This is a genomic window from Streptomyces sp. NPDC031274, from assembly GCF_055570235.1.
Map to the genome: position 1 here is coordinate 465350 of NZ_JBVIHP010000002.1, position 25229 is coordinate 490578.

Sequence of the window (25229 nt, forward strand, 5' to 3'; positions counted from 1 at the left end):
CGCTGTCAGCAGCTGCGAGAGACCCGGCGGGGCCGGGGAGCGAGGGGATGGTCGCTGTGGGCACGGGTACGCAGGGCGGGCCGCGGGTTCGCGGCGCCCTTTCATGGCGCCGCGAGCGCATGGCGCACCACATAGGGCAGGAGTCCGCCGTGGCGGAGATAGGTGAGTTCCTGGCGGGAGTTGAGGCGCAGTTGCAGGGTGGCCGTCGTACGCGAGCCGTCGGGCCTGCTGATGTGCAGGCCTAGGTGATTCACGCCGGCACGCAGATCGTCGAGGCCGGTGAAGCTGAGGTCTTCCTCGCCGGTCAGGTCGTACGTCGACGCGTCCTCGCCCCCGGTGAACTCCAGCGGCAGCACACCCATCCCGATCAGGTTGCTGCGGTGGATGCGCTCGTACGATTCGGCGATCACCGCCCGCACCCCGAGCAGCGCCTGTGCCTTGGCGGCCCAGTCGCGGCTGGATCCCGCACCGTAGTTGCGGCCCGCGACGACCACCAGGTCGTAGCCCGCCGCGCGGTAGGTGGGCGCGGCTTCGTGCACGGGAAGGACGGTGGCGCGGTCGACGGTATGGGCATGGCCGCCCCGGAGGTCGGCATGGGTGCCATCGAGCAGGCGGTTGGTGACGGCGCCGTTGGTGAAGGCGCCGCGCAGCATGACCTCGTGGTTGCTGCGGCGCGTGGAGTACTGGTTGAGGTCGCGCCGGGCGACGCCGCGCTCGGTGAGCCACTGCCCGGCCGCACTGTTGGAGGGGATGGCACCGGCCGGGGAGATGTGGTCGGTGGTGACGTCGTCACCGAGCAGGAGAAGCACCTTGGCCCGGTCGACGCTCAGCCGGTCCGGTGCCGTGGCGGGCAGGTTTGTGAGGTGTGGGGGGCGGCGGATGTACGTCGAGTCCGGGCGCCAGCCGAATCGGGTGCCGCCGGGGGCCTTGATGTCCCGCCAGGCCGGGGTGCCCTCGCGTATGCGCGCGGCGTTCGCGCGGAACATCTCGGGGCGCACGGAGGCGGCGACGCGAGCGGCGACTTCCTCGTCCGTGGGCCACAGGTCCTTGAGGAAGACGGGGGCGCCGTCGGCGTCGGTGCCCAGCGGATCGCGCTCGAAGTCGTGCAGGATCGACCCGGCCAGTGCGTACGCGACGACCCATGGCGGCGAGGCGAGGTAGGACTGGCTGACGCGCGGGTTGACGCGGCCCGCGAAGTTGCGGTTGCCGGACAGCACGGCCACCGGCTCGACGGCGCCGTCCTGGGCGAGGCGCTCCATCTCCCCTTGCAGCGGGCCGGAGTTGCCGATACAGGTCATGCATCCGAAGCCGACGATGTGGAAGCCTGTTTGCTCCAGAGCCGAGAGAAGTCCGCCTTCACGCAGATAGTCCTCGACGACCCGCGAGCCGGGGGAGAGGGACGTCTTCACCCAGGGCTTCGTGCCGAGCCCGGCCGCCAGGGCTCGTTCGGCGAGCAGAGCCGCCTGCACGATCAGCGCCGGGTTGGCGGTGTTGGTGCAGCTGGTGATCGCCGCGATGGCGACAGGGCCATCGGGCAGCGGCTCGCCGAACACCTCTGGTGGTACGGGAGCTGGGCGCGGGGTGGTCCGGAAGGAGCCCGGGACACGGGACAGGGGCAGTCGCTGGTGCGGCAGGTCGGGACCGGCCAGGCTCGGCTCCACCGTGGCCAGGTCGAGGTCGATGACATCGTCATAGTGCGGCTCGGGGCTGTCGGCGGTGCGACGCAGCCCCTGGGCGGTGAGGTAGGTGTCGACGAGCCGTATGTGCTCCTCGCCGCGCCCGGTCAGCCTCAGATATGCGGCGGTCTCGTCGTCGTAGGGGAAGTAGACACAGGTGGCTCCGTACTCCGGCGCCATGTTGGAGACCGCAGCCCGCTCGGCCCAGCCGAGAGCGTCGAGCCCAGGTCCGCAGAACTCCACGAACTGGTCCACCACGCCCTTGGCACGCAGCAGTTCGGTCAGGGTCAGGGCGAGGTCGGTGGCACCGACCCCGGGGCGCAGCCGTCCGGTCAGGCGCACACCCACCACCCGCGGATACGGAATGGTGACCGGCTCGCCGAGCATGGCGGCCTGCCCCTCCAGGCCCCCCACGCCCCAGCCGACGACCCCCAGCGCGTTGATCATGGGGGTGTGGCTGTCGGTGGCGACAAGCACGTCCGGGTGCAGCCACGGCAGTTCACCGTCATGTGAGGCGCCCGGCGGGTCTTCCTGCGGGTCTTCCTGAGGGTCCTCCTGCGGGTCTTCCCGCCATACGACGCGGGCGAGCGTCTCCATGTTGACCTGATGGATGATGCCGGTGCCGGGCGGTACGACCCGAAAGCCCCGCAGATTGCGCTCGGCCCACTTCACGAACTCGTAGCGCTCGCTGTTGCGGCGGAAGTCGATGAGCAGGTTGCGCTCGACGGCGTCGGGGCGCCCGTACTCCTCGACGATCACCGAGTGGTCGACGGTGAGGTCCACCGGGACGGAGGGCTGCAGGGACTCGGGGTTCCCGCCGAGCTCGGCGACGCTGTCGCGCAGCCCGGCGAAGTCTGCCAGCGCCGGCAGGCAGGTGGTGTCGTGCAGCATCACCCGGTTCGGGTGCACCGGCACCTCGCACTCCCCGCTCCCGCTCAGCGCGCGTGCCAGCACGCCGTCGAGGGCGGCGGGGGCACGGCGGGCCACGTTCTCCACGAGAACCCTTACCGCGTAAGGAAGTTGGGCAAGGAGCTCGCCCGGCAGCAGTCGGCTCAGTGGCTGGTAGCGGTACGGGTGGCCGTCGACGGTGAGGACGGAGGTGTGGTCTGTGCTCATGATCCCTGCTGTCGATCCGGGGTGCGGGGGCGAGACCCTGCGGACGCCGGGCGCCCGGCCCGGGCAGATCCCGGGGTCGCCGAGCGCCAATATTGTCTCAAGGTGCGTATTGATACAACCGTTGAGGCGGGAGAACTTCCGAAAGGGGATCCGGGGTGTGAACGAGCTCCGGCCCGGGAGCCGGGTGCGGGACCTGGCTCCCGGGCCGGAGCCGGGGGTGTGGCGTATTACCCTCGTCCGCGAACGGTTCTGGAGGGCGTACGGATCGGCGGGCGGGTCCGCCGGGGCCGGTCCGTCAGCGACCGGTCTTGATGATCCTTACCTTGTCCAGGTGGCGGCGCAGGAACTCGGCCGCTTCCTCGATCTGGCCGCTTTCGACCATGTCCAGCATCTGCAGATGCTCCCTGGCCTGGCCTGCGAGGCGGGAGCGGTCGACCTGGTGCCTGTACTCGATCAGGCGGCGAAGCCGGTGCTGGCGGCGCGCGGCGTCGAGCAGGAACTGGTTGCCCGAGAAGCCCACGAGCATCTCGTGGAACGAGGCGTTGACGTGGAACAACTCGGCCCGGGGGAGCAGCAGGATGTCGCCGCGCAGGAGTGCTTCCTGCTGCTTGCGGTGCAGGGCCGCCACTTCGGGATCGACGGTGAAGCCCGGCTCGAGCAGGGCGTTCGGCTCGATGATCATGCGGAAGCGATAGCTCTGGTCGTGTGCCTCGACTGTCGAGAGCACCTGTTGGAACTCCCAGCCGCGACCGCCGGGCCTGCGCCGCACCAGGTCCTCGGATTCCATCCGGGAAAGGACCCGGTCGGCCTGACGGGGGGCGAGTCCGTAGGTGCGGCCGACGTCGGCGGCGGTGAACGGACCGGTGAACCGGCCGCCCACGTAGTCGTCGGCGATCCGGAAGTACGCGTCCTGCTCGATGTCCGCGTTCTCGCCGAGGTCGGTCTGCGTCAGCGTGGCCGCGCTGCGGGCGAGAAAGAAACCCCGATTGGGCTCGCGCCGCAGGATCCCGACCTCCGTGAGGAAGAGCATGGCCTTGCGGGCGGGGGTGCGGGAGACATCCAGTTCGTCCGCCGTCCACTGTTCGGTGACGTGGGCGCCCTCATCGAGGTTGCTGCGGCGCAGCAGGTCCACGAGGCGAGTGGCGATGGGGGTTGTCAGATTCGGCCGCGACATCAACCTCTGCGCTCTTCGGGCGGGGACGTGGGACGCCTCATCTTAAGAGGCGCGGTACGGGCACGGGATCCTGCGGCAGTGAGTCAACGAGAGAAGGATTGTATCGAGAGTAGATCTAGTACAAACTCTCGATGTGTCGGCAGGGCGCAGTACCGCGACCGGGCCGCGCCAAAGTGACACCAGTGAGAGGTACTGATGCAGACCACGCCTGTCCCCACCGCCGACCTCGCCGACCAGTACGGCGATCGACTTCGCGTGTGCGAGGTGCAGTTCACCTCGTACGGAGCCGCGCTCTCCTTCGCCGGTCGCGTGCGGACCATCGCGTGCCGCGATGACAACGCCCTGTTGCATGAACTCCTGCACACCCCCGGCCAGGGCTGTGTCGTGGTCGTCGACGGCGGAGCCTCTCTGCACACCACCTTGTTCGGCGACCGCATGGCCGCCCGCGCCCTGTCCAACGGCTGGGCGGGTGTCGTGGTGCACGGGGCCGTCCGCGACACCGCCGCCCTGGCCGTCGCCGAACTCGGAGTCCGGGCCCTCGGCACCAATCCGCGCCGAAGCGCGAAGGCGGGGGCCGGAGCGGTGGACGTGCCGGTGACGTTCGGCGGAGTGACGTTCACTCCCGGCGACATCCTGCACGCCGACGGCGACGGGGTGGTCCTTCTGCCGCGTCCCTGAGGGCGGACGGTGTCTCATCGCCTGATCGTGCTTGCTGGTGCGCGCCATGCCGTGAGGTGGGATCCGAGCGGGATGGTCGGCACCACTTGCTGACCGGCCTGGAGGCGATGCAGGCACAGCCTCGCCGCACCCTGCGCGTCTGCGCACCTTGCGCGCCTGCGCAGAATCGACGTCATGACGATGAATCGACGTCATGACGATAAAAATCGACACGGTGTAGACTTTTTCTGAAGGGGGCGCCGGGCTCCTCGTGAGACCTCTCTGGAGGAACAATGGAGAAGCGGAACTGGCTCATCAGCGGCGTCAGCACGGGCCTGGGGCGCGCTTTCGCCCAGGCCGCCCTGGCTGCCGGGCACACCGTCGTCGGCACCGTCCGTTCTGAGAAGGATCTGCGGGCCTTCGAAAAGCTCAGGCCCGGGCATGCTCACGGCCGTCTCCTCGACGTGACGGACGATGATGCCGTCTCCGATGTGGTCGCGGAGGTCGAGCGAAGCGTCGGCCCTCTGGACGTGGTTGTCGCCAACGCGGGCTACGGCCTGGAGGGGACCTTCGAGGAATCCCCGCTGGCCGAGGTGCGGCGGCAGTTCGAGGTCAACGTGTTCGGGGCAGTGGCCACCCTTCAGGCGGCGCTGCCCCACATGCGCCGACGCCGCCGCGGACACCTGATGGCTGTCACCTCCATGGGCGGGCTGATGGCCGTGCCCGGCATGTCCGCCTACTGCGGCAGCAAGTTCGCCCTGGAGGGCATCCTGGAGGCGCTGGGCAAGGAAGTCGCGCAGTTCGGAATCCATGTGACGGCGATCGAGCCCGGCTCCTTCCGCACCGACTGGGCCGGACGGTCCATGACGCGTGCCGCGCAGACCGTCGACGACTACGACGAGTTGTTCACCCCCATCCGCGAAGCGCGTCAGAAGGCCAGCGGGAACCAGCTGGGCAATCCGGCCAAGGCGGGGGAAGCGGTCGTACACATCACGACGGTCGAGCAGCCGCCGGCCCACCTCGTTCTGGGCTCGGACGCGCTGCGGCTGGTCACCGCCGCACGCACGGCCGTGGACGAGGACATCCGCGCGTGGGAGGCGCTCTCCCGTACGACCGACTTCGTCGAGGGCGCTCAGCTCTGATGTCCGCCCACCATTCCGCGCGCGGCCGTCGCGCCACCGAGCGCAAGGGGGATGTCCGGGAGCGGGCCATCCTCGACACCTGCGAAGCCTTGCTGGAGCACAAGGGCTACGACGCCATGACCATCGGCGACATAGCCCTGGGCGCCGGTATCACACGTGGTGCCCTGTACTTCTACTTCGGCTCCAAGCAGGAAGTGGTCACGGCACTCGTGGCCCGGACCGTCGAGCATCTGTGGGAGCGGTCACGGGCCACCGCGCAGACGGACGAGCCGCGTCAGGCCATCGCGGCGGCCATGCAGCGCACGGTCGAGCTGTGGAATGAGCACGGCCTGGTCATGCGCACGGCGATCGACCTGTCGTTGACCGTGCCGGAGATCGGTGAGCTGTGGAAGCACACCGCTGACCTGTTCATCGCGGCCATCACCGCTGTCCTGGAACGCGCTGGCATCCAGGCCGGCGCCGCATCGGACCAGGCCTCGGCGATGGCACGCGCCCTGTGCTGGATGATCGAGCGGACCTTCTACCACGCTTCACAGGAATCCCGCGAGAAGCTCCAAGAGGCGTCGGCGACATGCGAACACATCTGGCTGACCAGTGCCGGTCTGATCACCTGAGGTGTCTGCCATGGACGCGGTGAGGCGCGGTTGATCGGACGCCCGCGGCGCCAGTCGTCATGCGATCGTTCGGCGACACTCAGGCCGTGGTTCCAGCGACCACGTCAACGGCGTGGCGGCGGTGCGCGGCGAAGCGGTCGAGAGCGGTGCCGGTGTCGCGGGCACGCAGTGCGGCGACGAGTTCGTGGTGCTCGCGTGGGATGCAGTCGAGGTAGCCGGCGGTGCTCCGATTGATCCGGGTCAACAGGAACAGGTGGACCTGGCACCGTATGCCGTCCCAGGCGTCGGCGAGGCGCTGGTGGCCGGCGGCGGCGAACACCGCGTCGTGGAAGGCGATGTCCAGGCGCACCATCTCGTGCGCATCCGCGGCGCGCTCCATCATGCCGGCCGTCTTCGCGAGGGACGCGAGGCTCTCGTCCGAGGCGTGGGCGATCACTTGGCGGACGGCGAGGTCCTCCAGGGCGCCGCGCAGGCTGTCGAGCTCGGCCACGTCGTCGGCGGACAGTGTCGTCACCGTCGTACCCCGGTGCCAGGCGCAATGCACCAGGCCCTCACGCTCAAGGAGCCGCAGCGCTTCGCGCACCGGGCCGCGGCTGACGTCCATCTCGCTGGACAGCTCCACCTCGCGCAGCTGCTCGCCGGGTGCGTAGGCCCCGCTGAAGATGGCCTCGCGGATGCGGTCCGCGACCTCGTCGGCCAGGCCGCGGCGGCGAGCCGGGGCCACCTTGCCCTGATCACTCATGTCTGAATTGCACCTCCTCAGGCAATGCCCTAATGTTAACATCCTGATGTTGTCTTGATGTAAACATTAGGACAACTGGGCGGGAGTCCCGCCTCAGCCCGTTCCATCCCCGACAGGAAGGCAGTGCCATGACGGTTCTCGACTCCCCGATCCCCCGGTTTCACCTGGCCGTGCCGGTCGACGACCTGGCTGCCGCACGCCGCTTCTACGGCAATGTCCTGGGCCTGGAACCGGGCCGAAGCGCGGACACATGGGTGGACTGGGATCTGCACGGCCACCAGTTCGTCACGCACCTCGCGCCGGAGCGCGCGCAGCGCATACACAACCCGGTCGACGGCCACGACGTTCCGGTGCCGCACTTCGGCCTGATCCTCACGATCCCGGCCTTCCAGCAGCTCGCGGAGCGGTTGCGTGCGGCGAGCACCGACTTCGTCATCGAGCCGTACGTGCGCTTCGAGGGCCAGAAGGGCGAGCAGTGGACGATGTTCCTCCTCGACCCGGCCGGCAACGCGCTGGAGTTCAAGGCGTTCGCCGACGACTCCCAGGTGTTCGCCGTCTGACCGGCGGCCGACACGACCACCCCCCCCACACACACCCACACACGGAAAGACGGGACGAGCTCATGAAGGTGTTCCAGATCGGCGCCGCCGGAGGAGTCGGCCGCCGTCTCACCCAACTCCTCACCGGTCACGGGGACTTCGTGACCGGCATGCACCGCGGGCCCGCTCAGGGCGAGACCGTGCGGGCGGCCGGCGGAACTCCGGTGATCGGTGATCTCATCGCCGACTCGGTCGACGACCTGGCCGACAAGATGCGCGGCCATGACGCCGTGGTCTTCTCGGCCGGCGCGCACGGCACCGGGATGGACAAGACAACGCTCATCGACGGCCGTGGTCTGGAGAAGGCCGCCGACGCGGCCGCGCTCGCCGGGGTGCCACGGTTCGTTCTCGTCTCGGTGTTCCCCGACGCGCTGCGCGACGGGGAACGCAGCGAGGGCTTCGAGCACTACATCAAGGTCAAGAAGACCGCCGACGTCTATCTGACGCGCACGGGCCTCGACTGGCTGATCGTCCGTCCCGGAACCCTCCTGGACACCCCCGGCACCGGCCGTGTCACCGCCGGTCCTGCCATCGAGTACGGCGACGTGCACCGCGACGACGTCGCCGCGTTCGCCGACGCCGCCCTGCACACACCTGCCCTCAGCCGCGTGATCGTCGAGCTCACCTCCGGTGACACCCCCGTCGCCGACGCCGTCAATCGCCTCGCGGCCGCCTGACCTCTTACCCCTCCCAGTAACAGCACTATCAGCAGGGAAAAGCGCCATGACCGCCATCGATTCCTACAGCCACGACGTCTCCGGTGAGAAGGAGTTCGGGTTCGCCCAGGCCATCAAGGTCGGCGACACGATCTACGTCTCCGGTCAGCTCTCCCACGACGAGGAGGGCAACTTCCTCTACGCCGACGACTTCGACGCCCAGCTTCAGCAGTCCTACGCCAATTTCGAGAAGGTGCTCGCCCACTACGGCGCCACCCGCAACCAGGTCGTCTCCGAGACCCAGTTCATCGTGGACCTGCCCAAGCACAACATGGCGATGGCCGCGGCGAACCTGGCCTACTTCGGCGACCACCGCCCCACCAGTTCCACCATCGGCGTCGCCTCGCTGTTCTTCCCGGGCCAGCTCATCGAGGTCAGCTTCGTCCTCGACACCCGCCTGCCGACCTGATCATGAAGGTCGTCACCGCCGGAGGGCACGGCAAGATCGCCCTGATCCTGGAACAGCTCCTGTCCCGGCGCGGCGATGCGGTCACCGGCCTCATCCTCAACTCGGCCCACGCCGGGGACCTGGAGAAGGCCGGGTCCCAGGCCCGGGTCGTGGATCTGGAGAAGGCCACCAGCGACGAGGTCGCCCGGTGTCGGACGCTATCTGCTCCTGTCCGCCGTGGGCGCCGATCTGCGGGCCGTCGACGACGGCAGCCTCGACCCGGTCTTCCGCACCTATCTGCGGGCCAAACTCGCCGTGGAGAACGCGATCCGGTCCCGGACCGCGCTCCAGGCAAGGCAATGATCGTCCGCCCCGGCCTGCTCAACGACGCCCCGGCACCGGCCGGGTGACGCTCGCCGAGCAAACCGGGACGGGACCCATCTCCCGGGCCGACGTCGTCACCGCCGTCCTGCTGACGCTGCTCGACGAGCCGTGTCCGGACGGCCGGACTGTCGGGTCATCGGCGGCAGCACGCCGCTCATCGCAGACGCCGTGGCGGCCCACGCCGAGCGCTGAGCGTCCGCGTTTCCTCACCTTCCCTCCCTGCCACTGGCTTTATCCCGCCCAGTGGTGCCCCTCTGAAAGAGAAGATCCATGAGTACTTTGTTCACCCCCCTCAAGCTGCGTTCCCTCCAGATACCCAACCGGGTGTGGATGTCGCCGATGTGCATGTACTCCGCCGCCCCCGATGGGCCGGAGACCGGCGCGCCGACCGACTTCCACCTCGCCCACCTGGCCTCGCGTGCGGCCGGTGGTGCGGGCCTGGTGATGGCCGAGGCCACCGGTGTCCGCCCCGACGGGCGGATCAGCCCCTGGGACCTGGGCCTGTGGAACGACCGCCAGCAGGAGGCGTTCGCCCGGATCACCGCGGCCATCAAGGCGCACGGCGCCGTCCCGGCCATCCAGCTCGCCCACGCCGGCCGCAAGGCGTCGGTGGACAAGCCCTGGCTGTCCGACCGGTACGTACCCGAGGCCGAGGGTGGCTGGCAGCCCGTCGCGCCGAGCGCGGTCGCGTACGACGGGCTGCCCGTCCCGCACGAACTGACCGTGGACGAGATCCAGCAGCTCGTAGCTGACTTCGCCGCCTCCGCCCGCCGCGCGCTGGCCGCCGGCTTCGAGGTCGTCGAGGTGCACGGCGCCCACGGCTACCTGATCAACTCCTTCCTCTCCTCGGCCTCCAACCACCGCACCGACGCCTACGGCGGCAGCTTCGAGGGCCGCATCCGCTTCGCCCTGGAGGTCGTCGACGCCGTCCGCGCCGTGTGGCCCGACGAGCTGCCGGTCTTCTTCCGCACCTCGGCCACCGACTGGCTCACCGAGAACCCCGAGGACACCCGCGAGGGCTGGACCGGCGAGGACACCGTCCGCCTCGCCAAGGAACTGACCGCCCACGGCGTGGATCTGCTCGACGTGTCCACCGGCGGCATGGTCCGCGACGCCAAGATCGTCGCCGGGCCGAGCTACCAGGTCCCCTTCGCCGCCCAGGCCCGCCAGGCCACCGGCATCCCCACCGCCGCCGTCGGCATCATCACCGACCCGCAGCAGGCCGAGGAGATCATCACCTCCGGGCAGGCCGACGCCGTCCTGCTCGGCCGCGAACTGCTGCGCGACCCCTACTGGCCGCAGCACGCAGCCCGCGCACTCGGCGCCACCCCCCGCTGGCCCGACCAGTACGGCTACGCCGTCAAGCGCCGCAAGCACTGAACCCGCCTCTCCCTGAGAGGTCCCCATGAACCACCTTGAAGGCAAGGTCGTCGTCATCACCGGCGCCTCTTCCGGCATCGGCGCCGTCAGCGCCAAGGCCCTGTCCGCCCGCGGCGCCAAAATCGTCGCCGCCGCCCGCGGCCAGGAGGCGCTCGATCAACTGGTCGCCGACATCGAAAAGGCCGGCGGCACTGCCGTCGCCCGCCTCACCGACGTCGCCGATACAGCGGACATGCATGCGCTGGCCGACTTCGCCGTCGCCGCCTACGGGCGCATCGACGTCCTCGTCAACAACGCGGGCCTGATGCTCTTCTCGTACTGGAAGGACCTGGCGCTTCAGGACTGGAACCGGATGATCGACGTGAACATCCGCGGCTACCTCAACGGTGTCCACGCCGTCCTGCCCGTGATGCTCCGCCAGCAGTCCGGGCACATCCTGAACATGGACTCGGTGGCAGGCCACCAGGTCGGCGACGGCGCCGGGGTGTACAGCGCGACGAAGTTCTTCGTGCAGGCCATGACCGAGTCGATGCGCAAGGAACTCGGCGTCCACCAGGGCATCAAGGCCTCTACGATCAGCCCCGGCGTCATCGACACCGGCTGGGCCGACAAGGTCACCGACCCCGCCGGACGCCAGGCCGCCCAGGAACTCAACGCCATCGCGATCAGTCCCGAGGCCATCGCCGACGCCGTCGTCTACGCCCTCGACCAGCCCGCCGACGTCACCGTCAACGACCTGATCATCTCCCCGACCCGCCAGAACTGGTGACACGGGACTCACCTTCCTCGCATGACAAGCAGAGAAGACGGCGGGCGGCCGCCTCACGGTCGCCCGCCCATGTTCTGGACCAGTTCCTCTTACTGCTCGGTGAGCGCCGCCGGCACGACGAGAGCCCCATGAGTTCGCCGCACGTGACCTGTGAAGGAAGGCCGGGCGCGTCCATCTCGCCGCGGTGGAGGGGATGCTTCCCAGCGTGACGACCGGTCTTGCGCGCTTGTGAGCGGGCAGAGCCGGTCGGAGGACCTCGCGTTCAAAGCCGGGTGCACGCCCGCTCTGTCAGTCCCGGCTGGCACGATCAAGGACATGACCAGCCACACCGACACTCCCGTCCCGCTCCCGGCCAACCACCGCATCTCCGAGACCTACGCCGACTGGGCGCGCACCCGGGAGCCGGGAGCCGAGTCCACCGCGCGCGCCGTGCTCGACGACGCCGACCGGAAGCGGGGGCGGGCCTGGGAGAAGCCCGGCCGGTTCGTGGACGACATGGAGAGGCTGGCCCGAGGTCTGCCGACGGCCCATCTGCCCTGGTTCTGGGACACCATCGGTCACTGGCTGTTGGAGACGCACCGCCGCTCGGCCGCCCGCGCCTACGGCCAGGCGCGCGCCGCCGAACGCGATCACCGGCTGCACGTCGATTCCGACTGGCGGCGGGCGAATGTGCTGCTGTTCGCCCGGTTCGGCGCCCTGCCCGCCACCGAACTCAGTGGTCACCGAGGCTGGCTGGCCGGAATCCTTGAACCCGGCGACGCCCACCGCGAGTTCGCCCGTCTGTTGGCCACCTGGGCGGTGTCGCCCGGCGAGCTCCCCGCCGACCTGGCCCGCCGGGTCCGCGACTCGGCCCGCGTCGCCGGCCTCGGCACCGAGGAGGAGGCCCGGGTACTGGGCGGGCTGCTGTCCGCGGCCCGAGGCAAGGCCGTACCCGACCGGCTGCTCGACGACGCCGCCGGACCGTTCACCGCGCATCCGCCGACGGACGATCAGGCCACCGGGCTTCTTGACCTGTTCCCCGAGTCGAAGAACGACGCGGCTGCCTGGCTGCGGCTGCTCATCAGCTGTGGCGCCGCCGACGCCGCGGCGGCAGGCCGGATCGCCCCCGAGGGCGGCCTCGGCGACTGGCTGCGCCGCTACTGTGCCGGCTACTCGCACCGCCGTGTCGCCGGCGGCGGGGTGACCAGCCAGTCCATGCCGACCGAACTCCTCGACCTGGTAAGCCGGTTCGCACCGTTGCTGCGGGCGGCCGGCACCCCGGTCCGGCTGCACGAGGACCGCTACCAGTGGCCGCACCTGGACGCGGACCTGCTCGACCTCTGCCTCGCCGAGGGCATCCCCGTAGAGGACCCTGGCGCCGCCATCCCCCTGCAGTTCTGGGACGAGTGCTCGCGGCGGGACCTCAAGGCGCTCGCCGCCGACCCGGTGTTCGGACCCCGCCTTGAGGGCACCGTGCACGCCGGGCCCCGCTCCGGCCTCGGTGCCGCCGCCGGGCCCCGCACCGGCACCGCCATCAGCCGACTCCCGCAGAACCCGGGCATTGCCGCCGAGGTGCACGCCCGCTTCGAGAAGCTGCTCGACGCCCTGCGCGGCGGTGGCCTCGCCGCCGCCGACGAAGCCGTCGACGAACTGCGCGACCTCCTCGACCGGCCCACCGCCATCGCCCTGGACGGCATCGAGGAAGCCCTCGACGCCCTCGACCTCACCGGCCCGCTGGCCCGCACCCTGCGCGCCGGACTGCCCGAGGAGCTGGGCTGGCCCGCCCTGGAGCAGGCCCTGGCCGAGTTCGGGCCGGACGAGACCGTGCACGTCACCTGCACCTGGCCGGTGCTCACCGTGTACGGGGAGGCGCGCGCCATCGCGGTCGACCACGCAGGACGGCGCGGCGATCACACCCTGGAGCTGCCCGACGCCTCCCGTTCCCACACCGTGCACTGGGTGGGCGGCCAGTTCCTCGTGGCGTGGGATGAGGCCAAGGACGAGTGGCGGCCGCGAAGCGCCTACTGGTCCGACCGGCCCGGCGAGACCTTCGAACCGGAGCAGACGTTCGGACTGGCTCCCTACGGCGGCAGCATCCAGGGTGGCCTCGGCTATCAGTTCGAAACCCCTGACGGCGGTGGGCGCTTCGACGGCGAACGCGTCCTGCGCGCCGGCGGCCACGAGGGCATCGGCCACCGCGACTACCAGATGTACGACGGCCAGGCTCTCTGGAGCTCCGAGGTGTTCGGGGAACGCAGGACTGGCTGGGCCCGCCTCGACCCGGACACGGGCACCCCCACCGACGACCACACCCTGCCCGCATTCCACCGCCCCGCCGAAACCCCGCCCGGAACCGAGCCCTTCCCCGACCACCGGATCCTCGCCGCGCTTCCGCCGGGCGCCCCGCCCTCTCCGCTGGGCCAGGACGGGCGGCTCACCGGCTGCCGGGTCCACTACCGCACGCCGTACGGCGGGCCATCGCCCCGCGAATTCGTGCTGGAAACCATCGACGGCCGCACCGCCTCCTACCGCAGCCGCACCTGGGGTCGCCGCCCCTGGGGCATCCTCGCCCTGCCGCTCGGCGGGGAGGACGCCGTCGTGACCGGCGGGATCACCATCCGCAGCCACGCCGCCGAGGACAACTCCCTGCTCTGGCAGGTCCGGGGCTTCCCCGGCAGCCGTGACCGCTCCCCGGTGCGCGCCACCCTCGGCGAGCAGGCCGGGCCGATGCCGCCGCCCGCCTACTGGCACTTCCTCGTCCCCCGTGACGAGGCATCCTCCATAGCCCTGCGGGCCGTCACCGACACCGACATCCGCCGGCTACTGCACCCCGGCACCGGGAGCGGCGACGACGCGCCCCACCTCCTGCCAGGCGTGACCGATCTGCGGGTCCGAGCCGGCGTCGACCGCGCCGCCCGGCTCGCCGCCGACGTACTGCGGCGCCGCAGGGAACTGTCCCGCCGGGTCGCCATCATGCGGTCGGGGCCGGTCGTCGACCTGCCCGACCCGGCACCCGACACGCTCCTCACCCCCGCCCTGCGCGGCCTGCTGCCCCAACTGCGGGCCTTCGAGGCGCATCCGCCGCAGCCGCAGCCCGCGCTCCTCACGTCGGTCGCCGCCGACGGCCGGCACCTGCGCGGCGAGATCGAGGACGAGGTCCGGGTCCTCGCCCTGCCCGCCACCCCGCCCGAGTGGGCGGTGCTGACCGGCCGGATCGACGCAGTCGCCTGGCGTGCCACCACTGCCGCCACCCCCGACAAGGAACGGCAGGCCCTCACCGCCCTGCTCGATGTATGGAGCCGACAGCCGTTCGCCGAGGCCGACAGCGCATGGCGGGTCGGCCGCGCCCCCGAGCAGCGGATCGCCGAACTCCGCGCGGGTGGCGCCCTGGTTGCCTCCGGCCCGGCCCGCAGCGGCCTGGCCTCCTTCCTCCACCGCGCCGTCGACCCGGCGCCCGCCGACGCCGAGGAGTGCGAGACCCACACCATCACCGGCGACGACACCATCCGACTGCCGCGCCTGCTGGCCCAGCTCGCCGAGCACGGCCCGCTGCCGATGCCCGAGGAGGCGGTGGACCTGTTCCGCTGGCGCACCGGAGTCCCGCGCCCGATCGCCGCCCTGGTCCTCGACGGGTTCCCCGGCAGAGACGACTACGACGAGCACCGCAAGCTGCTCCGCACCAAGCCGTACAAGGCGGACCGGAACACCGTCTGGGCGTACGAGGAGTTCCGGGCGCGGCTCGGCCCGGCCGGCCGGCGCACCGTGCTCGCGGCAGCCGTGCCCGCGGACCCGGCCGAACTGTGGGCACCCGGCGGTATGACCGCCGCCGCGGACCGGATGGCCGCCGCCTGGGCCGGGCTTCTTGACACCGGCCCGTACGCCGACGACGGCAGCCACGCGGCCGCCCTGTCCGCAGACCGCGGTCTTCCCGAGGCCGAGACCTGGGCCACTGCCCTGCTCACCGGCCGCGCCCCGGAGTCCTTGGACGCCGACGGGGTGCGGGCCGCCGCAACCACCGTCGCCTGGGCGCTCACCGAACGCCCCGTCGGCGACCCGGCCGCGGCAGGCGCCCGCGCCCTCATCGACCGGCTCACGGACGCCCCCGCCGAACTCCTCACCGCCCTGCGCCGACTGGCGGACCGGTCCGCCGTCACCCCGGTCCCGCCGGGCCAGTACGAGACCAACCCGCTGTTCAGCGTCCCGGCCCTGGTGGAACAGGCCGCGGCGGCCCTCGGCGTAGGCCGCGACGGGGCGGCCCTCCACCTCCAACTGCACGCCCTCGACCGCCCGGCCGACCGCACCGTCCGCCGCTGGAACACCTGGACCCTGGATCACCACCGCGCCGTCCGCAAGGAGCTCACTGCCGCGAAGGCCCCCCGCCCCGCGCCGCCCGCCCCGACGGACGACCCCGCGGCGGTCGCCATCCCGATCCCTGTTCACGAACGGTTCGCCCGAGCCTGGGCGGAACAGGCACAGCCGAAGCCGCGCCGCGGCTGATCAATCGTTCGGTGTGGCGGTTGGGAGTGGGGGAGTGTGTCGGGCAGGGCCGGACGCATGAACGCCGGTACGGTCCCCGCTCAGTGAGCGGGGTTCGTGCGGAGGTGGGCGGCGCCCGAACGCACCGCCCACCCGAAGACGGCGAAGGCGACGACGCCCACCGCGACCGAGTCGTACGGCGCCGGCAGATGTCCGGAGCCGCCGAAAGTGCCGAGCCACGACAACAGGGCAAGCGCCGCCAGGTGGAACACGAGCCAGGCGCCCTGGCGCAGTTCCTCGGCCGGGGGGCTGCCCGCCGTTCTGCGTCGTTGCAGCAGGAACAGCGGGACACCGGCAAGGACGAGAGGCAGGGCGAGCCGCAGGTCGTCCCAGCCCGACCAGTAGACGAACTCGGTCGCCACGGCGAAACTGACCGGTGCGATCCAGCGCACCCCCGGCATGTGGCCGTCCGCCAGAGGCACGCCACGCTCCCGGTCGTGGGCTCGGAAGGAGGCCACGGCCACCGCCGAGGCGGCGTAGATGATCAGATACATGTCTCCCATCACGCTCACGATGTCCTGCCAGCCGCCGAACGGCAGCATGAAGAGCATGATGACCGCGAGGTTGAGGACCAGGGCGCGGCGTGCGATGCCGGAGCGGGGATCGATGCGCATGAAGAAGCGGGGCAGCAGGCCGTTCTTCGAGAGGGCGTAGGTGTGGCGGGCGTCGATCGCGACGCCCACGTAGGCGGAGCCGCCGGGGGACACCACCGCGTCGGCGTAGAGCAGTGTGGCAAGCCAGTGCAGGTTGAGGACGAGGGCGAGCTGACCGAACGGTGACTCGAAGTTGACCCCCTGCCAGCCGTGCGCGAGCAGTGAGTCAGGCACCGTGTAGAGGTAGGCCAGTTGGAGCCCGAGGTAGACAAGCACCGCGAGGCCGATGCCGGTGAGGACGGCGGCGGGTACGTTGCGGCGCGGATTGCGGGCTTCTCCGGAGAAGTCCAGAGGGGCCTGGAACCCGTTCACGGAGTACACGATGCCGCCGCCGGCGAGTGCGGTGAGGCAGGCCGCGTATCCGTACGGGGCGAACCCGCCGTGGTCCGTGAGGCGGCCCGAGTGGGTGCCGGAGAGGAACAGGGCGACCACCGTGAGCACCGGGACGACGACCTTGAACACCGACACCAGGTTGTTGACGCGTGCGAACATCCGCACCGCGAACCAGTTCAGCGCGGTGAGCAGCACGCTCAGTGCGGCGGCGACGCCGAGGCCCGACACGGTGAGGCTGCCGCCGTGGTAGAGCCCGGGCACGTAGTGGTCGGCGTACTGCATGATCGCGCTGATCTCGGCCGCGGTGCCGCCCACGGAGAGCATGACGGACCAGCCCACGACCGTGCCGACCAGCCGGCCGTTCGCGTACAGCGGCCAGCGGACCGTTCCACCGCCTTCCGGCCTGGTGGCGCCGAGTTCGACCATGACCAGGGCCACCAGCGCGCAGAGCAGTCCGGCCGCGACCCAGGAGAGCAGCGCGGCGGGCCCAGCGGTCTGGGCGGCGTACATGGCGGCGAACAGCCAGCCCGAGCCGAGGATGTTGGAGAAGCCGATCGCGGTCAGAGCCCAGAACCCCAGGTCCTTGCGCAGCCGGCTCTCCTCGGCGCGGACGTCCGGGGCACCGGCAGTCTCCGCCGGCATTTGCTGCGCCACGTGGCAAACCTCCTCGACGATCACGGATTCGCGAGGGGCCAGCGTGCCACGCGGCACGTCGCGATTGTCGAAGCACGGTCCGCCCCGCGCCGCCGGGACAGGCCGCGTACGCAAGCTGCCGTCACGCCGGACCGTTCCGTTGAGCGAGAGGCGCCCATGGGCCGGCATTGCATACGGCCGAGGTCGCAGGTCATCGCGTCAGACTGCGCCGCCGTAACCGCTGTCGCTCTCGCCCACCGACTGTGGTCGCTACCTCTACTGCCTGCTCGGGGGCTTGATGGCATGATCGAGGCGTGATCGGTGAACCTGCTCCGCCCGGGACCAAGAAGTACGTCCTGTTTGATGTCGATGGCACGTTGATCGATGCCGTGGACAACCAGCGCCGGGTTTGGCGCGTGTGGGCGGATCGATACGGACTGGACCCCGATGAGGTCTACCAAGTGGCGCTGCGGACGAGGCCGATGGAGACCTTCACGCAGGTTCTTCCGGACCGTGATCCGCGGGAGTGCCTGGCCGCGCTGCACGAATTGGAGGACGAGGATGTGCGGTCTGGCGTGTATGCGGCCTTCGATGGTGCAGCCGAGCTGCTCGGCGCTTTGCCGCCCGGGGCGTGGGCGTTGGTAACGTCGAATTACGAGCACCGGGTGCACGGACGTTTCGCCCGGACTGGCTTGCCAGTGCCGGACGTCGTCGTGGATGCCGCTTCCGTTGAGGAAGGCAAGCCCTCACCCGTCCCGTATCTGCTGGCCGCCAAGCGGCTCGGTGCAGAGCCGGAGGACTGTCTGGTGATCGAGGACGCCCCCTCCGGGGTGCAGTCCGGGCTGCATGCCGGCATGACGGTGTGGGGGGTCAACACTCCCGTCGCGGTCGAAGGCGTGCACCGGCACTTCGGGGACCTGCGTGCAGCGGTCCTCGACATTCTCGCCTTCACGTCCGGAGCCCACCCTCACCATTCGGAGGGCTCAACGCGAGTGGAATGACCTTGCTATGGCCGGTGTGATCACGGCGTCGGAGTCGTCTTGGACAGCCCCGTTCACCGGGCTGAGCCCGCGCCAGTTCCCAACGCTGGTGACGGTGCTGCGCCGCACCGGTGTCGATACGGTCCACCGGGGTCGACCATGGGGCCTGACGCTGAACGACCGAACACTGCTGGTCACGGCGTACTGGCGCACGAACTTGACGAAGCGCCAGCTCGCCCCGCTGTTCGGCATCTCGAAGTCAGCGGTCGACCGCGTTATCGATCACCTCGGGCCGCTGTTGGCACTGCGGCCTCGGCGCCGCTTCGCGAAAGGCACCGTGCTCATCGTGGACGGCACCTTGGTCGGCCGAGTGGAAACAGGAGCACGAGCGCTCACACAAACAGGTCCGGGTCCTAGGCGCCTTGGCTGGGAAAGGGTGCTGAAGGCTAAAGAGGATCCGGCCCGGCCCCGGTGTGGTCGGCGTGTACTGCGCCGCCGTTCGCGGCCGATACTGAGCTGGCTGGCGATCGCGCTGCTGTGGGTGACCTATGCCATCGTTCTTCTGGTCGCCCTGGCCGGGGGGGCCATCGAAACGCAGTCCTCTTCGCAGCCGTAACAGCGGCGCTGACCGCCCTGTTGTACCGAATAGGCAGTTGCAAGGTCGTACTGCTGGACGAAGTACTTCGAGTGGAAAACCCGCCGCACTCTGGTCCCAGGCCGCCGAGTGGAGCCCCGAGGACCTCGGCAGTCTGGCCCTGCTGCAGGTGGGGGGGAGCCCGACTGGACCCGGACACGGCCCGACGCGTCCAGTCCACCCTGGGGTGCGAACTCCAGCAGGTCTTCGGGATGGCCGAGGGGCTGCTGTGCCTGACCCGTCCCGGCGACGACCCGGAACGCGTCGCCACCACCCAGGGCCGCCCCCCTCAGCCCGGACGACGAGATACGCGTCGTCGACGCGGAAGGCCGCGACGTCCGGCCCGGCGAGGTGGGTGAACTCCTCACGCGCGGCCCCTACACGCTGCGCGGCTACTACCGCGCCGAGGAGCACAACCGCACGGCGTTCACCGAGGACGGCTTCTACCGCACCGGCGACCTGGTCCGGGTGCTGCCGGGCGGCGATGTCGTCGTCGCGGGGCGGCAGAAGGACCTGGTCAACCGCGGTGGTGACAAGGTGTCCTCGGACGAGCTCGAAGGGCACCTGCGCGCCCACCCCGCCGTCCTCGACGCCGCGGTGGTCCCGGTTCCCGACGAGTACCTCGGCGAACGCACCTGCGCCTGGATCGTGCTCCGAGAGCAGGGTGCCGCCCGGCACGAGGTGCGTGCCGGTGCGGGCGAACTGCCGTTGGACGGGGACCCGTTCGGACCCGGAGGGATCGACTCCTTCCTCGACGAACGCGGCCTCGCCCCGTACAAGAAGCCGGACCTGGTCCACATCGTCGGCTCACTGCCCTTCACCGCTGTCGGCAAGCTCGACAAGCGTGCCCTCGCCCAGCGCGCGGCTGAAGCCGCCGGCCGTCAGGGCTGACCGGTCGCCCTCCGTCCCACCCCGACACCGAACTCCGTACGCCCAGAAGGAGGCCCCCGTGGCCATTGTCGCCGTGTCACCCACAGCCAGCCGTGTCCCGTTCAGCGGCACCCCCGCCCAGGCCGCCGTCCGCCTGGCTCGCGCGGGTCTGTACAGCGAGTACATGGTCTACGAGCGCGAAGGGGCCTGGTGGTACGCCGGTGGGGTGCGGGCCCGCCTGGTCGTGGACCGCTCCCACGTGACGCTCGACCACGAGGGAACCCGCACCCGGACCGCGTGGCAGGGGGACCCGCTCGAGCACGTCCACCGCATGTTGTCCTCGCTCCCCTGTCCGGAGTGGCGGGCCTACGGGTGGAGCACCTTCGAGCTGTCGTACGCGGTGGCCGGCGATGCGGCGGACCTCGGCGATGAGCCCCTGATCCACCTGGTGGTCCCGGAGACCGAGGTCCGGCTCTCGGAGGACGGGGCCGAGCTCCGGTGTTCCGGGGCGGGCGACATGGGTGCCCTTCCCACCCTCCTGGCGACCGCCGACCCGGACTCGGCGCAGGGAGACTTCGCCCCGCTGCCGGTCGACCTCGCCGGACCCGCCGAGAGCGTGTACCGGGAGTCCGTTGCCCGCGCCGTCGCCGCGATCCGCGAAGGTGAACTGCAGAAGGTGATCCGGTCCCGGGCCGTCCCGGTCGACGGCGACCTCGATCTTCCGCAGACCTATCTGACCGGGCGCTCGGTCAACTCGCCCGCCAGATCCTTCCTGTTCGACCTCGGGGGCATGGAGGCCGCGGGATTCAGCCCGGAGACCGTCGTGGAGGTGTCGGCGGGCGGCCACGTGTCCACCCAGCCGCTTGCGGGCACCCGGGCGCTCAGCGGGGACGCCGGCGAGGACGCGGCACGGCGCGCGGAACTCCTCACGGACGCCAAGGAGATCTACGAGCACGCGATATCCGTCCAGGTCGCATGGGAGGAGATGGTGCAGGTGTGCCGCGAGGGCTCGGTGCGGGCCGAGGAGTTCATGACCGTGAAGGAGCGCGGCAGCGTCCAGCACATCGCTTCCCGGGTGAGCGGTGAGCTGCCGTACGGGGACCGCGGCCCGTGGCCGGCGCTGGCCGCCGTCTTCCCCGCGGTCACCGCGTCGGGCGTACCCAAGCAGGCCGCGTACCGGACCATCCGCAGCCTGGAGCAGGGGGCGCGCGGGCTCTACAGCGGGGCGGTGCTCACGGTCGGCAGAGACGGGTCGCTCGACGCTGCGCTCGTGCTGCGCACGGTCTTCCTGCAGCACGGGCGGACCTGGCTGCGAGCGGGGGCCGGCATCGTCGACCAGTCGCTGCCGGAGCGGGAGTTCGAGGAGACCTGCGAGAAGCTGCGGAGCGTCTCGCGCACGCTCGTGCGGGCCCAGGAACGGTGACTGCCGCACGGAGGCCCGGGCGCGACGACCACTCAACCTTTACGGGTCTGTTCGACTTGTGCCGAGCTCCGCGCTACTCTCAAGCTGAACAGTGGTGTTCAAGTTAAGGAGCATGCCGTGACTGCAGCGTCGCCCCCGCCTCCGACCGGCATCCCGCCGGGAGCGGCCGGTCACCCTCTGCGCTGGCCGATTCTGGTGGTGCTGTGCCTGAGTCTGCTGATCGTGGGGCTCGACGTCACCGTACTGAACGTCGCCCTGCCCACACTCGTCAGTGAACTCGGCGCATCCACCAGCGAGTTGCAGTGGTTGGTCGACATCTACAGCCTCATGGCCGCCGGCCTGATGCTCTTCGCCGGCAGCCTCGCCGACCGCTACGGCCGCAAGCCGGTCTTCCTCTCCGGCCTGGTCCTCTTCTCCGGTGCCTCCGCCGTCGCCGCGTTCTCCGGCAGCACGACCCAGCTCATGATCGCCCGCGGGGTCATGGGTGTCGGCGAAGCCCTGATCATGCCCGCGACGCTCTCCATCATCGGCGTCGTCTTCACCGACCCCAAGGAGCGGATGAAGGCGATCGGCCTCTGGTCCGCGATGATCGGAGTCGGCTTGGCCATGGGCCCGCTGGTCGGTGGCTGGTTGCTCGGCCAGTTCTGGTGGGGTTCCGTATTCCTGATCAACGTACCCATCGGCATCCTCGCGCTGGCTGCCGCGATCAAGATGGTCCCCAACTCCAGGGCGGCCATCGCCCGGCGACTGGACCTGCCGGGCGCCCTGCTCTCCGTCCTGGGTATCGGAACCCTCCTCTGGGCGATCATCGAGGGCCCGTCCAAGGGCTGGACCAGTGCGCCGGTGCTGATCGGCTTCGCCGTCGCGGTGCTGCTCCTGACCGCCTTCCTCGGACGCGAGCGCACCGCGAAGGAACCGATGCTGCCGCTGGGGATCTTCGCCCACCGGCGCCTGGCCGTCGGGAACATCCTGGTCTTCCTCGGGCTGCTCTCCCTGCTCGGGGCGCTGTTCGTGATCGTCCAGTACCTGCAGTTCGTACTCGGCTACGACGCGGGGGAGACCGGGCTGCGCATCGCACCCACCGCCCTGATCATCCTGATCGCCGCCCCGCTCGCGTCCTTGCTCGGCCAGAAGGTGGGAACTCGCTGGCTGGCGGCCACCGGCCTCGCGTTCGCCGGGGTCTCCCTGCTGATCCTCGCAACCACCGGCGACGGTGACGGCTACGGTCGTGCGCTGGCCGCGATGCTGTTCCTCGGCTTCGGGGCAGGGTTCATCATCGGCCCGACGAGCGACGCCATCGTCGGGTCCCTCTCCGAGGACGACCTCGGCGTCGGCTCCGCCACCAACAGCGCGGCCGTGCAACTGGGGTCGGCCCTCGGTGTGGCCGTGCTCGGCAGCCTGCTGGCCGGCACGTACCGCAGCGAACTGACGGACAGCGGTGCCGCCGCCGGTCTCCCGGACGCGGCCCAGGATGCCGCGGGTGACTCCCTCGGCGGCGCCCTCGCTGTCGCCGGGGAGCTGCCGGGCGAGGCGGGGGAGGCGTTCGCCGATCTGGCGCGGTCCGCCTTCGTCTCCGGGATGGCGCCCTCGATGTTCACCGGTGCCGCCGTCACCGCCGTCGGCATCGTCGTCTCTGTGCTGCTGTTCCCCAAGGGCAAGGCCGGTGACGACGCGGGCCACGCGCAGCTGCCGGAACAGTCCGAAGCTCCGTCCGCCACCAAGCCCGATCCGCAAGTTCATGCCTGACGGGGCGCGGAAGGGACCCGCCGCAGAGCTATGTCTCGACACCTGGGCCGTCGTCGGAGGGGGTGACCTACGCTCGCATCATGTCCACGCCGCATGAGAAGGTACGCCGCCCCGGTGGCCGTACCCCAGGAGGAGAGCCGCGCCGACGCGCGGACGCGGAGCGCAGCATCGCGTCCATCGTCGCCGCCGCGCTCGATTGCTTCCGCAAGGACCCCAAGGTCAGCCTGTCCGCGGTCGCGGGCGCGGCCGGGGTGAGCCGGGTCACCCTGTACGCGCACTTCCCGTCCCGCGAGGACCTGCTCGACGCGGTGCTCGAACACTCCGTCGAGCAGGCGGACGCGGCGCTGCAGACCCAGGTGCTCGACGAGGGGCCTGCCGACGAGGCCTTCTCCCGGCTCGTCCGATCCGGCTGGCGCATCCTCGAGCGCCATGCGTTCCTGCTCGCCGCGTCCGAGGGCGTCATCGCCCCGGCCCGGCGCCGCAGGCATCACGAGAAGGTCCTCGCGCGGGTGGAGCGGGTCCTGGTCCGCGGGCAGGCGGAGGGCGTGTTCCGTACGGACCTGCCGCTGTCCTGGCTGGTGACCACCTTCTACAGCTTGTTGCACGCCGCGGCGGCCGAGGCCGACGCACGACACCTCAAGGTCAAGGACGTCCCTGACATCCTCGACAGCACGCTGTCGTCGATGTTGCGGACGCCCGCTTCATCCTGACGCTCCATACCAACGGGGCGTCCCGTCCCGACACCGGAGCAGCCCATGCACGCCAACGAACAGCTCGTCCGTGTCTGCCTTGCCGCGATCAACGAGGCGGACGCGGACGGCTGGCTCGCCTCATATGCCGACGACGCCGTCTCACGGGACGTGCCCCTCGACTCCGTCTGGAACGGGCGGGCCGAACTGGAGGCCGGAGTGCGCTCCTGGCTGGCAGCGATCCCCGAGACCCGGATGGAGGTACGGACCGTCTTCGTGGACGACCGGTCAGGGGTCTGCGAGTGGACCATGTCGGGCACGCTGGAGGGCGTACTGGACGGGCTGCCCGAGCAACTCGCCGCGTCGGCGAAGGGCAAGCCCTTCACGATGCAAGGAGCAACCGTGTACCGGTTCTCGCAGGACGGCCGCATCCAGGAGGAGTCCCTCTACTGGGACTTGGCCGGCGTGCTCGGCCAGTTCGGGCTGCTGCCCGGCATCTGACCGAGGCCGGGCCCCGTAGGAGGTCTGGGCCGAGCCCCCGACCGGACGATCTTCCGAACCGCCGGTCAGGGGCTCGACCCAGCCACATTGACAAGGTTTCTCCCTAGATGCAGGAGGTGGTCCCGATCCACACGAACGGAACCCCGCAGGACACCCGCGTGGCCGACGCCCTGAGCGCCAGGGATCCCTCGGTCCGGCTTCGCGCTGCCATGGCGGTCGGCTCGAACCCCGACCCCGGACTCCTGGAGGCGCTCGTCGAGCGGTGCGCGGTCGAGCCGGACCTCTTCGTACGAGACACACTGTCCTGGGCGCTGATGCGCTACTCGCCGGAGATCACCCTGCCCCGGATTCGTCAGGAACTCGACTCCGAGAGCGCCCAGGCCCGCAGTCAGGCGTTGCACACGCTTTCCAAGATCGGCGACAAGGGCGCGTGGGACTGGATCACGTGGGACATGCTGCGCGACGCCGACGACGAGACCGCTCGGACCGCGTGGCGCGTCGCGGTCTCCCTCGTGCCCGAAGGCGAGGAGAAGGACCTGACCGACGAACTGGTCATGCAACTCGGCCGAGGCAACCGCAGTCTGCGGCTGAGTCTGAGCCGGGCCCTGGCCGACCTCGGAGAGGTGGTCGAGCCCGCCCTGGAGAAGGCCGCGGCCGACCCCGACCCGGCGGTGGCTGAGCACGCCGGTGCCACCAAGCTGCTCCTGAAGACCCGGCAGGCCGCTCTCGAAGCGGCCGCCGAGAAGGCGAAGCGAGCCGCCACACAGCGAGCCGCTGCCGCCACTGCCGACGAGGCTGCGGGAGCCGCGGATCGCTGACGGCCGAAACCCGCCGCCGTCGGCGAACGGCCGGGGGCGACGCCCTCGGGCGGCGGCGGTGGGTGAGGGACCGGGTC

At 70.6% G+C, this 25229-nt stretch carries 21 protein-coding genes and 1 pseudogene; 18 read left to right on the top strand and 4 right to left on the bottom strand.

Annotation, left to right across the window (positions count from 1 at the left end; all coding sequences use genetic code 11):
• Positions 1–101: 101 nt before the first annotated feature.
• Complete coding sequence (acnA, locus tag ACZ5CR_RS04990) at positions 102–2792, bottom strand: aconitate hydratase AcnA (protein WP_468853625.1); 2691 nt, start codon at positions 2790–2792, stop codon at positions 102–104.
• Between the two features lie 295 nt (positions 2793–3087).
• Positions 3088–3966: a GntR family transcriptional regulator gene (locus ACZ5CR_RS04995; protein ID WP_468853626.1), complete on the bottom strand. Its 879-nt coding sequence runs from the start codon at positions 3964–3966 to the stop codon at positions 3088–3090.
• 195 nt (positions 3967–4161) lie between these two features.
• On the opposite strand from ACZ5CR_RS04995, the gene rraA reads away from it, so the two are divergent.
• The 3 genes from rraA to ACZ5CR_RS05010 all read left to right on the top strand — a co-directional run bounded on the left by rraA (position 4162) and on the right by ACZ5CR_RS05010 (position 6379).
• Positions 4162–4644, top strand: a complete 483-nt coding sequence (gene rraA, locus ACZ5CR_RS05000) for a ribonuclease E activity regulator RraA (RefSeq protein ID WP_468853628.1) — start codon at positions 4162–4164, stop codon at positions 4642–4644.
• Positions 4645–4916: 272 nt separating this feature from the next.
• Positions 4917–5765, top strand: a complete 849-nt coding sequence (locus tag ACZ5CR_RS05005; RefSeq protein ID WP_468853631.1) for an oxidoreductase — start codon at positions 4917–4919, stop codon at positions 5763–5765.
• Complete coding sequence (locus ACZ5CR_RS05010) at positions 5765–6379, top strand: TetR/AcrR family transcriptional regulator (protein ID WP_468853632.1); 615 nt, start codon at positions 5765–5767, stop codon at positions 6377–6379. The genes ACZ5CR_RS05005 and ACZ5CR_RS05010 overlap by 1 nt, the downstream gene beginning before the upstream one ends.
• A 79-nt stretch (positions 6380–6458) precedes the next feature.
• On the opposite strand, the gene ACZ5CR_RS05015 is transcribed toward ACZ5CR_RS05010, so the two are convergent.
• Entirely contained in the window at positions 6459–7121 is a 663-nt protein-coding gene (locus tag ACZ5CR_RS05015) for a GntR family transcriptional regulator (protein ID WP_468853633.1), read from the bottom strand.
• A 128-nt stretch (positions 7122–7249) separates the two neighbouring features.
• On the opposite strand from ACZ5CR_RS05015, the gene ACZ5CR_RS05020 reads away from it, so the two are divergent.
• The 7 genes from ACZ5CR_RS05020 (at position 7250) to ACZ5CR_RS05050 (ending at position 15833) form a co-directional block, all read left to right on the top strand.
• Complete coding sequence (locus ACZ5CR_RS05020; protein ID WP_468853634.1) at positions 7250–7681, top strand: VOC family protein; 432 nt, start codon at positions 7250–7252, stop codon at positions 7679–7681.
• Positions 7682–7743: 62 nt separating this feature from the next.
• Positions 7744–8397: an NAD(P)H-binding protein gene (locus tag ACZ5CR_RS05025; protein ID WP_468853637.1), complete on the top strand. Its 654-nt coding sequence runs from the start codon at positions 7744–7746 to the stop codon at positions 8395–8397.
• 46 nt (positions 8398–8443) lie between these two features.
• Complete coding sequence (locus tag ACZ5CR_RS05030; RefSeq protein ID WP_468853640.1) at positions 8444–8845, top strand: RidA family protein; 402 nt, start codon at positions 8444–8446, stop codon at positions 8843–8845.
• A gap of 216 nt (positions 8846–9061) precedes the next feature.
• Complete coding sequence (locus tag ACZ5CR_RS05035) at positions 9062–9187, top strand: hypothetical protein (RefSeq protein WP_468853641.1); 126 nt, start codon at positions 9062–9064, stop codon at positions 9185–9187.
• A gap of 291 nt (positions 9188–9478) precedes the next feature.
• The gene (locus ACZ5CR_RS05040; protein ID WP_468853642.1) at positions 9479–10588 is read left to right on the top strand and encodes an NADH:flavin oxidoreductase/NADH oxidase; all 1110 of its coding nucleotides are present in this window, start codon (positions 9479–9481) and stop codon (positions 10586–10588) included.
• A gap of 25 nt (positions 10589–10613) precedes the next feature.
• Positions 10614–11357 carry an SDR family oxidoreductase gene (locus ACZ5CR_RS05045; protein WP_468853643.1) on the top strand — a complete coding sequence of 248 codons (744 nt, stop codon included), beginning with the start codon at positions 10614–10616 and terminating at the stop codon, positions 11355–11357.
• A gap of 315 nt (positions 11358–11672) precedes the next feature.
• Positions 11673–15833 carry a hypothetical protein gene (locus ACZ5CR_RS05050; RefSeq protein WP_468853645.1) on the top strand — a complete coding sequence of 1387 codons (4161 nt, stop codon included), beginning with the start codon at positions 11673–11675 and terminating at the stop codon, positions 15831–15833.
• An 80-nt stretch (positions 15834–15913) separates the two neighbouring features.
• On the opposite strand, the gene ACZ5CR_RS05055 is transcribed toward ACZ5CR_RS05050, so the two are convergent.
• On the bottom strand, positions 15914–17500 hold the full coding sequence (locus ACZ5CR_RS05055; protein ID WP_468853900.1) for an APC family permease: 1587 nt from the start codon (positions 17498–17500) through the stop codon (positions 15914–15916).
• Between the two features lie 305 nt (positions 17501–17805).
• On the opposite strand from ACZ5CR_RS05055, the gene ACZ5CR_RS05060 reads away from it, so the two are divergent.
• The 8 genes and pseudogenes from ACZ5CR_RS05060 (at position 17806) to ACZ5CR_RS05095 (ending at position 25152) form a co-directional block, all read left to right on the top strand.
• Positions 17806–18492, top strand: a complete 687-nt coding sequence (locus tag ACZ5CR_RS05060) for an HAD family hydrolase (protein WP_468853648.1) — start codon at positions 17806–17808, stop codon at positions 18490–18492.
• Positions 18493–18499: 7 nt separating this feature from the next.
• Positions 18500–18835 (top strand): annotated as a pseudogene (locus tag ACZ5CR_RS05065) (helix-turn-helix domain-containing protein); the annotation flags it as partial.
• Between the two features lie 621 nt (positions 18836–19456).
• Positions 19457–19996, top strand: a complete 540-nt coding sequence (locus ACZ5CR_RS05070; protein WP_468853650.1) for an AMP-binding enzyme — start codon at positions 19457–19459, stop codon at positions 19994–19996.
• 58 nt (positions 19997–20054) lie between these two features.
• Positions 20055–21398, top strand: a complete 1344-nt coding sequence (locus tag ACZ5CR_RS05075) for a salicylate synthase (protein WP_468853653.1) — start codon at positions 20055–20057, stop codon at positions 21396–21398.
• Positions 21399–21515: 117 nt separating this feature from the next.
• Positions 21516–23144, top strand: coding sequence for a DHA2 family efflux MFS transporter permease subunit (locus ACZ5CR_RS05080; protein WP_468853655.1), 1629 nt, complete (start codon positions 21516–21518; stop codon positions 23142–23144).
• A gap of 80 nt (positions 23145–23224) precedes the next feature.
• Positions 23225–23854 (top strand): TetR/AcrR family transcriptional regulator, encoded by a 630-nt coding sequence (locus tag ACZ5CR_RS05085; RefSeq protein WP_468853658.1) that lies wholly within the window; start codon positions 23225–23227, stop codon positions 23852–23854.
• Between the two features lie 45 nt (positions 23855–23899).
• Positions 23900–24334 (top strand): ester cyclase, encoded by a 435-nt coding sequence (locus tag ACZ5CR_RS05090; RefSeq protein ID WP_468853660.1) that lies wholly within the window; start codon positions 23900–23902, stop codon positions 24332–24334.
• Between the two features lie 107 nt (positions 24335–24441).
• The gene (locus tag ACZ5CR_RS05095; protein ID WP_468853661.1) at positions 24442–25152 is read left to right on the top strand and encodes a HEAT repeat domain-containing protein; all 711 of its coding nucleotides are present in this window, start codon (positions 24442–24444) and stop codon (positions 25150–25152) included.
• Positions 25153–25229 lie beyond the last annotated feature (77 nt).